The 8379-nt window shown below is 72.0% G+C and carries 10 protein-coding genes; 7 read left to right on the forward strand and 3 right to left on the reverse strand.

The genetic code is table 11. The annotated features are described in order from the left end of the window. Positions 1-12: 12 nt before the first annotated feature. Entirely contained in the window at positions 13-522 is a 510-nt protein-coding gene (ectA, locus tag L7D48_RS22215; protein ID WP_237881743.1) for a diaminobutyrate acetyltransferase, read from the reverse strand. Between the two features lie 643 nt (positions 523-1165). Here ectA and L7D48_RS22220 point away from each other — a divergent pair. Together L7D48_RS22220 and L7D48_RS22225 are read left to right on the forward strand one after the other, a co-directional pair. Further along, positions 1166-2047, forward strand: a complete 882-nt coding sequence (locus L7D48_RS22220; RefSeq protein WP_237881745.1) for a lysozyme — start codon at positions 1166-1168, stop codon at positions 2045-2047. A 124-nt stretch (positions 2048-2171) separates the two neighbouring features. Next, positions 2172-2825, forward strand: a complete 654-nt coding sequence (locus L7D48_RS22225; RefSeq protein WP_237881747.1) for a peptidoglycan recognition family protein — start codon at positions 2172-2174, stop codon at positions 2823-2825. Between the two features lie 90 nt (positions 2826-2915). On the opposite strand, the gene L7D48_RS22230 is transcribed toward L7D48_RS22225, so the two are convergent. Further along, a complete protein-coding gene (locus tag L7D48_RS22230) occupies positions 2916-4106 on the reverse strand; it encodes a cellulose binding domain-containing protein (RefSeq protein ID WP_237881749.1) in 1191 nt (396 codons plus the stop codon). A 201-nt stretch (positions 4107-4307) separates the two neighbouring features. Further along, positions 4308-4841, reverse strand: a complete 534-nt coding sequence (locus L7D48_RS22235; RefSeq protein WP_237881760.1) for a sugar O-acetyltransferase — start codon at positions 4839-4841, stop codon at positions 4308-4310. Positions 4842-5262: 421 nt separating this feature from the next. On the opposite strand from L7D48_RS22235, the gene L7D48_RS22240 reads away from it, so the two are divergent. The 5 genes from L7D48_RS22240 to L7D48_RS22260 form a co-directional block, all read left to right on the forward strand. Continuing rightward, on the forward strand, positions 5263-5574 hold the full coding sequence (locus tag L7D48_RS22240) for an STAS domain-containing protein (protein WP_237881762.1): 312 nt from the start codon (positions 5263-5265) through the stop codon (positions 5572-5574). A gap of 96 nt (positions 5575-5670) precedes the next feature. Then, positions 5671-6120 carry an ATP-binding protein gene (locus L7D48_RS22245; protein WP_237881751.1) on the forward strand — a complete coding sequence of 150 codons (450 nt, stop codon included), beginning with the start codon at positions 5671-5673 and terminating at the stop codon, positions 6118-6120. Between the two features lie 157 nt (positions 6121-6277). Beyond that, complete coding sequence (locus tag L7D48_RS22250; RefSeq protein ID WP_237881754.1) at positions 6278-6640, forward strand: cupin domain-containing protein; 363 nt, start codon at positions 6278-6280, stop codon at positions 6638-6640. Between the two features lie 19 nt (positions 6641-6659). Continuing rightward, positions 6660-6953: a hypothetical protein gene (locus tag L7D48_RS22255; protein ID WP_237881756.1), complete on the forward strand. Its 294-nt coding sequence runs from the start codon at positions 6660-6662 to the stop codon at positions 6951-6953. Between the two features lie 209 nt (positions 6954-7162). Next, a partial coding sequence (locus L7D48_RS22260) for a multicopper oxidase family protein (RefSeq protein ID WP_237881758.1) occupies positions 7163-8379 on the forward strand: 1217 nt, incomplete at its 3' end.

Below are 8379 nucleotides of genomic sequence, written 5' to 3' on the forward strand. Positions count from 1 at the left end.
GGGCCGGGCGGGTCAGGGCCGGGCGGCGCGGGGCAGCGGTCCGATGCGGTACAGCACCTCGGGACCGTGGCCGTCGGGGAAGAGTTCCGCGCCGAACAGCGCCTCGCGCTCCAGCGCCGCGCCGTGTCGCCGGGCGAAGAGCGTGAACAGCCGGTCGGAGGCGGTGTTCCCCGGTGCGACGGTGGCCTCCAGGTGCCGTATCCCCCGCGGGGCCGACCGGGCGGCCAGGTGGTCCAGCATGGCGCCGGCCAGTCCGCGTCCGCGGTGCCCCTCGTCCACCGCGACCTGCCAGACGACCAGCGTGCCGGGCCTCTCCGGGCGCAGGTATCCGGTGACGAAGCCGACGGGCGCACCGCTCCCGCCGCGCGCCACCGCGGAGGTCCGGGCGAAGTCCCGGAACCACAGCAGGTAGCTGTAGGAGGAGTTGAGGTCGAGCACGCGGGAGTCGCGGGCGATGCGCCACACTGCGGCACCGTCCTCGACACCGGGCGTCTCGATCAGGGGTTCCGTCTGCGTCGCCATGGCTTCACCTCCACCGCGGTCGGTGTCCGGTCTCCCGGCGGCTCCTGCCGAACGGGATCGGCCGACAGGGCCCGGGGGCTGCCGGGCGCGGATTTCGCGGAGTAATCACCTGCGTTGTCGGACGGTCTTTCCGGTGCGCGGGGCAACTGGCCGGGCCATCGGCCCTGTTCGGCGGGCTTTCCGCGCTTGTCGGCACCCATCGAAAGCTACTCCGGTGGCTTCCGGGCGGCTACCGCAGGATTTCCCGCCTTTTCCCGCGCGGCGCCGGACGGGCCGGAAAAACACCGGAAAGGCCTGTCCGCTCGGTCCCGAAGCTCAGCCCAAAGCTCACCCGAACGGCGGAACACTCGGTGCCGCGGCACGGGCTTTCCGGGCCTGGGGCGCCCTCCGGGGACGGCGTCCGCTTTCGCTGCGTGAAAGTTTCCGCCGGACGCGGCCCGTCGGCGCAGTTCGCGCCCGGCGACAGAGGTCGAGACCACAGAGAGTGTCTGGAGTGTCTTTACAGAGTGACCGCGGCATGCGTCACTTATGACGCGTGCACGTCAACAAAGTGGCGCCGGCGCGCTCGTCCGCGCCGACGGCACCACCTGAGCACCTCCTCCCCTCCCCCACCCCCGCCTTCACCGAGCGCCAGGAGGAAGCAATGCGTCCGCACAGACCCCTCTCCCCCCACCGCCGGCCGAGAACCATCGTGGTCGGCGTGCTCGCCGCCGTACTCGCCCTGCTGACGGCCACGGCGGGTACGGCCGCGGCGGCGCCCCCGCCCGCCAAGGAGCGCCTCAAGCCGGGTACGGCGTTCATGGGCGCCGGCTACCGGCTCCACGAGGGCGCCGACGCGCGGGAGGAACCGCCGCTGGGCGCGTTGGGCCACACCAGCGGCGTGCAGGGGATCGACGTCTCGCACTGGCAGGGCGCCATCAACTGGGCCTCGGTGCGGAACTCGGGCATCCAGTTCGCCTGGATCAAGGCGACCGAGGGCACCAGCTTCAAGGACTCGCGGTTCAACACCAACTACGTGGCGGCGTACAACGCCGGCGTGATCCGCGGCGCCTACCACTTCGCACGCCCCGACGTCTCCGGCGGCTCGACCCAGGCGGCCTACTTCGCCTCCAACGGCGGCGCGTGGTCGCGGGACAACCTGACCCTGCCGGGCGTCCTGGACATCGAGCACAACCCCTACGGGGCGATGTGCTACGGCCTGTCCACCACTCAGATGCGCGCCTGGATCACCGACTTCTACAACACCTACAAGTCGCGCACCTCGCGCGACGTGGTGATCTACACGACCGCTGGCTGGTGGAACACCTGCACCGGCAACTGGACGGGCATGTACGGCAAGAGCCCGCTGTGGGTGGCGCACTGGACCTCCAGCGAGACCCCGACCATCCCCAGCGGCTTCCCCACCTGGACGGTGTGGCAGTACACCAGCACCGGCTCCGTCGGCGGCGTCTCCGGGAACGTCGACCGCAACAAGTTCAACGGCTCCAGGGACCGGCTCCTCGCCCTGGCCAACAACACGCCGTAGCCCTCCGAGGCGACCGAGAGGCCCGCGGGCCGGCCCCACCGCGCGGCGAGGCCGGCCCGCGGGCCTCTTCCCCACCCCGTCCCCGCGACCCGCGTGCTCCGCGCGGCCCTTCCGAGGAGCGACCTTGAACGGTGAGAAACCACTGCGCCGCCGTCTGCTGATCACCGGTACCGCCGGGCTCGTCGCCACCGGCGCGCTGACGGGCACCGCCCGGGCCTCGGGCGCGGTCGAACCCGATGTCGACAGCACCTCCGAGTGGAACGCGCGGCCGCCCCGGGGGAACGTCACCGTCCTCGGGTACCGGCCGGACCGGATCATCGTCCACCACACGGTGAGCGCGAACACCTCCGACCTCTCCCGCGACCGGGCCCACGCGCACGCCCACTGGGTCCAGGACCTGCACATGGACGACAACGGCTGGATCGACACCGGTTACCACTTCGCCGTCAGCCGGGGAGGCTGGATCACCGAGGGCCGGCACGGCAGCCTGCGGACCCTCACCGGCGGCACGTCCTTCGTGCTCGGCGCGCACACCTCCGGGCAGAACGACCGCGCCGTCGGCATCGCCTGCGAGGGCTCGTACCACGCGGGCGCGGTGCCGCCGCAGGCCCAGTGGGAGGTGCTGGTGATCCTGTGCGCGTACGTGTGCGAGCGGTACGGCATCGCGCCCGCGCGGATGTACGGCCACAAGGACTACAACACGGGCACGCTGTGCCCCGGGGTACTCCACGACATGCTGCCGCGGCTGCGCGAGGAGGTGGCGGCGCGGCTGGGCTGAGGGCCGCCGGACCGGGAGCGGCGCGGGGCCCGGACCGCCCCCTGTGCGGTCCGGACCCCGCGCCGCTTCACCGTGCCCGCCGGGCGCGGCTCACTTCACCGTGCAGACGGTGCCGTTGAGGGTGAACCGGGTCGGCTCGCCCGGCGTGCCCCCCGAGTGGGTTCCCTGGAAGCCGAACGACTGGGTGCCGCCCGGTTCGATGTTCCTGTTGTGCTCGACCGGACGGGCCGTCACCGTGCCCCCGCTGGAGGAGAGCGTGGCGTTCCAGGCGTTGGTGACCGACTGGCCGGCGGGCAGGGCGAAGCTCATCTCCCAGCCGCTGATCGCGGTGGAGCCGGTGTTCCTGACGCCGACGTCGGCGGTGAAACCGTTCGACCAGGAGTTGGTGGTGTAGGTGACCTCGCAGGCGCCCGGTTCGCCGCCCGGCCCGCCATCGTCACCACCGCCATCGTCACCACCGCCGTCGCCGCCACCGCTGCCGGCGTTGACGGACGCGGAGAAGGAGTCGACGGCGAGACCGGCGCCGTTCTGCCAGGGCTCGAAGCCGGCCTGGACGCTCGTCATGTACCACGAGCGCTGGGCCATGCCGCGGGCGACCGTCTCGTCGACGAAGTCCATGACGTCGAAGCTCATGCTCCGGACCGCGGAGGGGGCGATGAAGGAGATGACGTCGTTGGAGCCGTTGCTGCCGGTCCACACCTCCCAGCTGCGGCCGCCGACGTTCGCCGTGCCGACGCGGGAGCCGATGGGCTGGATCGGGCCCACGCGGTTGAGCCAGATCATGATCTCGGTCCGGTTGACCCCGTCCTTCTTCGGCGTCGGGTCGAGCCAGATGTCGTACGAGGCGTTGTAGACCGCGTTGTCGACGTAGGTGTAGGAGATGCTGCTGGGCGCGCTTCCGATCGAGCTGACCTGCATCGGCAGGTTGGTGCCCGGGGAGCAGTTGGTGTAGTGGCAGCCGTAGAAGACCGAGGGGTAGGACTTGGGCGCCCCGTCGGTCGGGACGGAGCCGTCGGCCTGGGCGAGCCGGAAGCCGGTGCCCGTCACGTCGATGCACTGGGTGGCGCTGGTGCCCCAGCGGTTGTTCTGCACCACGTACTTGCCCTGGATGGTGGTGCTCCCGTACTGATCGCAGATCCGCTCGTCGGCGCGGGCGGTCTGCGCCGTGGCGGTCAGGGCCGTCAGGGCCCCCGCCAGCAGCAGGAGCGCCAGCAGTACGGCGCGTGTCCGGGGCAGGGAGCGAAGTGGCGTACGCAAGGGTGTGCGCAGGGGGGAAGCCATGCTGTCCTTTCGGCAGGAGCGGGGCAGGGAGCGTCTGGGAGCGCTCCCATCACTGCGCGGCGGACTCTATGTCCACTCAGGGAACATGACAAGACGGACGGCACCCTCGACTTCCCTCCCACCCCCGGATCTCCGCGTACCGCGCTCGTCGTGAGCAATCGGGCATTCGCCCTCCTTCGGGCACCGACGGAGGGGGCGGGCTCACAACTCGCGGACGACGCGGGCCGGGTTGCCCACCGCGACGACGTTCGCGGGCAGGTCCCGGGTGACGACGGCCCCGGCGCCGACCACGGTGTTCTCGCCGACACTCACGCCGGGGCAGACGATGACACCGCCCCCGAGCCACACGTTGTCGCCGATGGTGACCGGCTCGGCCGCCTCCCACTTGGCGCGGCGCCGCTCGGGGTCGAGCGGATGGGTGGGGGTGAGCAACTGGACGTTCGGGCCGATCTGGACGTCGGCGCCGACCGAGACGGGGGCGACGTCGAGCACGACCGCTCCGAAGTTGACGAACGTGCCGGGCCCGATGGTGGTCCGGTAGCCGTAGTCGACGTACAGCGGCGGACGGACCTCGGCCCCCTCCCCCAGCCCGCCCAGCAACTCGGCCAGCACCGCCCGGCGCGCGGCGGGGTCGGCGGCCGGCGAGGTGTTGAACCGCTCGCACAGCTCGGCCGCGCGCCGCAGGTCGGCGGCCAGCTCGGGGTCGTCGGCGAGGTAGGGCTCCCCGGCGAGCATGCGTTCCTTGTGGCTGGTCACTGCGCCCCTCCGCTCCGGTCGGCGTATCCGCTCCACCACGCCGCGGCCGGGCGGGCCGCGGCGTGTGCGGCACACCGCCAGACTGCCCCGGAATCCCGCCGGCCTCACCGCCGCGTCCGAACGTGCCCGGGCCCGGCCGTGTGCCGCCCGGGTTCCGGCCCCGGCCGGCACGCGGCCGCCTCCCGTCCCACCCGGCTCACCCGGACGTGCGCACGGGCCGGGATTTGGGACAACGATGGTGGCGCGGCGGCCCCGGGTGTGTGACGGTGGGGGGAGTCGCCCCGCCGTCTGGCCGGGGAGGCTCCTTTGCCCGCGCCGGCCGGGCACCCCCGAACCGCCCGATCCGGAAGACGCCTCGGCCGGCACGAGTCGATCCACCCCGGAAGGGGGTCGAAGGGCCATGCGCACCCTGTCCGTCGCCATCACCCGCCAACACGACACCGTCGTCCTGCATCCCCGGGGTGACGTCGACCATGACAGCGCGCCGGCCCTGACGGGGGTCCTGGAGGAGATCGACCAGCCGTGGCGGGGCCTGGCCGTCGACCTGTCGAGCGTCCCCTTCATGGACTCCGCCGGTCTGCACGCCCTGCTCACCCTGGAGCGCCGCTGCCGGGACCGCGGGGTCCCCCTGACCCTGACCGGTGTCGGCGAACAGCCCGGCAGGCTGCTGGAACTGGTGGGTCTGGCCGGGTTCTTCACCGTCGCCCGCTGACCGTTCCTCCCCCCTCCCGGGCCCGCCCGCGGCAGTGGATGCGGCGGGGCGGGGTGACAGCGGCGTATGGTGTGGGAAACAGCGGGAAGACGCACCATGGACACCGCTGTGTTGACTGGGGGACCGGCGATGGAACTGCTGAGCGAGGGTTTGGGGGCTCCCCATTTGCGCGCCGACTTCGACGGTCACTCCGGCACCATCGCCCAGGCACGCGACGCCGCCGACGCCTTCCTGCTGAAACTGGCGGGCACCGAACCGCCCGCCGGAGAGCGCTCACACGACGACGTGCTGCTGGTCGTCTCCGAGCTGGTCACCAACGCCGTACGCCACGCCCCCGGCCCGCTCACCCTGTGCCTGGCGTTCACCGAGGGCCGCGTACAGGTCACCGTCCGCGACGCGGACCCGGCCCCGCCCAGCCCCCGCCAGGCCGATCTGAACGGCGGCGGGGGCGGCTTCGGCTGGTCCATCGTCGAGCGGATCGCCGACCGGCTCACCGTCCACCCGCTGCCGGACGGCAAGGAGATCCACGCCTTCCTCCCGTGGTGACCCCGATCCCGGGCCTACGGGGCCTGGACGATCCGCCGGTCCCCTGACCGGGCCTGCGCGCACTCGGCCGGATCCCCGGAATCCCCGCTCCCCGCCGTTTCCCCACCGCGCCTCATGCGCGCATCATGGACATATGGCGTGAAACGGAGGTTCAGCCATGCTGGAAGTCAAGACCATCGAGAAGCCGGACGAGCGGCGCGACTTCCCCCGTGGCCACCTCGAAGCCCTCCACCTCACCGGGCTGGACTTCGCCGTGGCCACGTTCGAGCCCGGCTGGCGCTGGTCGGAGTCGGTGGGCCCGATCGCCGGAACGGAAAGCTGCCGGATCCACCACAACGGATACGTGGTGCGCGGGCGGATGCGGCTGCGCATGGACGACGGCCAGGAGGCCGAGGTCGGGCCGGGCGACGTGTTCGTCTGCCCGCCGGGGCACGACGCCTGGGTCGTCGGCGACGAGGCGGTCGTGGCGTACGACTTCGCCGGCGCCATGGCGGAGGAGTACGCCAAGGCCCGGCAGTGACCGCCGCAGGAGGAGTCCCATGACGTTCGTACAGCTCATCGAGTACGAGACGACGCACGACAAGGAGATGATGGATCTCTGGGACCAGTGGATGCGGATGACGGAGGGCAAGCGGACCCTCTCCCGTGAGATCCACGGGCGGGACCGCGAGAACTCCACCCACTACGTGGACATCGTCGAGTTCCCCTCCTACGAGCAGGCGATGAGGAACAGCGAGATGCCCGAGACGCAGCGCGTCTCCGAGCAGATCCGGGGGCTGTGCAGCAAGGAGCCCCGCTTCGTGAACCTGGAGGTGGTCGACGAGAGGTCCTGAGTTCCCGACCGCACCGCCGGCGGGCTTGGGCCCGCCGGTTCTCCGTGTCCGCGCCCTTCAGGAGCCCGCCTGCGCACCGAAAATCATTCCTCCTGATTTATATGCAGGCAAAAGGGATTTTATACCTGAACGGCCCATATACTGGTACTTCTTTCCCGGAGAAGATCACGGATGCCCGGCCATCCGCGACCCCGAGGGAAAGACAGACCGTGGACAGAAGACGTTTCATCCAGGCGAGTTCACTGACCGGAGGCGCGCTGCTCCTGTCCGGGCCCGGTACGGCGCCGCCCGCCGCCGCCGGGGAGGCGGCCGCGCTGCCGCCCCTCGACGACCCGCTCTACCGCGAACCGGTCGCCGATCCCACGGCCATCCCCCGGTTCACCGACCCGCTGCCCCGCCCGTCACGCGTCGACGCGCTGGGCGGAGGCGACCTGACCTTCGTGATGGGCCCGGCTCGCCAGGACCTCCTCGGCGGCGGGCTGGGCCTCACCACCCCGGTGTGGGGATTCGGAGTGCGCGGACGTCAGGGCGGCAGCCCCGCGTCCGGGAGCCCGGCTCAGGTGTCCTACCCCGGCCCCACGCTCGTGGCCCACCGGGACCGGCCCGTACGGGTGCACTGGATCAACGGCCTGCCCCACCGGCACCTGCTGCCGGTGGACACCACGGTCCACTGGGCCTTCGCGGGCACCGGCCACACCATCGAGCGCGACGGCGTGCCGTCCGTGGTGCACCTGCACGGCGGACACACCGACCCGGGCGGCGACGGCCACCCCGAAGCCTGGTACACCCCCGGCGGCGCCGTCGGGCCGCTCTTCGCCGGCACGCGGCTGGGCTACGACAACAGCCAGGAGGCCGCCGCCCTCTGGTACCACGACCACACCCTGGGCATCACCCGGCTCAACGTCTACGCCGGGCTGGTCGGCTTCTACCTCCTGCGCGACTCGCACGAGCTCTCGCTCATCGAGGACCGCCGCCTGCCCGGCGAGCCGTACGAACTGGAACTGGTGATCCAGGACCGCATGTTCCACCCGGACGGGCGGCTGGCCTACCCGGACGTCCCCGCCGACTGCCCGGACTGGCCGGGCGGGCCCTCGGTGCGACCCGAGTTCTTCGGGCAGGTCATCCTGGTCAACGGCAAGGCGTGGCCGTATCTGGACGTGGAGCCGCGCCAGTACCGGCTGCGGCTGCTCAACGGGTCGAACTCGCGCTTCTACCGGCTGTCGGCCGGCGGGGGATGGCCGTTCCCCGCCACCCTGATCGGGACCGACCTCGGCTTCCTCCACCGGCCGCGGCCGCTGGACGGGCCGCTGGTGATCGCTCCCGGCGAGCGGGCGGACCTGGTCGTCGACTTCCGGGGGCTGGAGGGCGAGACCCACACCCTGACCAACGACGCGCCCACGCCCTTCCCCTACGGCACCCCCGTGGC

It is taken from the genome of Streptomyces sp. ICN903, from assembly GCF_022015835.1.
Classification (GTDB): domain Bacteria; phylum Actinomycetota; class Actinomycetes; order Streptomycetales; family Streptomycetaceae; genus Streptomyces; species Streptomyces fenghuangensis.

Excerpts from the sequence above, each read along its gene's own strand:
- L7D48_RS22255 (WP_237881756.1), top strand. The coding sequence starts at position 6,660 with ATGACGTTCGTACAGCTCATCGAGTACGAGACGACGCACGACAAGGAG.
- L7D48_RS22235 (WP_237881760.1), bottom strand. The coding sequence starts at position 4,841 with ATGCTCGCCGGGGAGCCCTACCTCGCCGACGACCCCGAGCTGGCCGCC.
- ectA (WP_237881743.1), bottom strand. The coding sequence starts at position 522 with ATGGCGACGCAGACGGAACCCCTGATCGAGACGCCCGGTGTCGAGGAC.
- L7D48_RS22240 (WP_237881762.1), top strand. The coding sequence starts at position 5,263 with ATGCGCACCCTGTCCGTCGCCATCACCCGCCAACACGACACCGTCGTC.
- L7D48_RS22245 (WP_237881751.1), top strand. The coding sequence starts at position 5,671 with ATGGACACCGCTGTGTTGACTGGGGGACCGGCGATGGAACTGCTGAGC.
- L7D48_RS22230 (WP_237881749.1), bottom strand. The coding sequence starts at position 4,106 with ATGGCTTCCCCCCTGCGCACACCCTTGCGTACGCCACTTCGCTCCCTG.
- L7D48_RS22250 (WP_237881754.1), top strand. The coding sequence starts at position 6,278 with ATGCTGGAAGTCAAGACCATCGAGAAGCCGGACGAGCGGCGCGACTTC.
- L7D48_RS22220 (WP_237881745.1), top strand. The coding sequence starts at position 1,166 with ATGCGTCCGCACAGACCCCTCTCCCCCCACCGCCGGCCGAGAACCATC.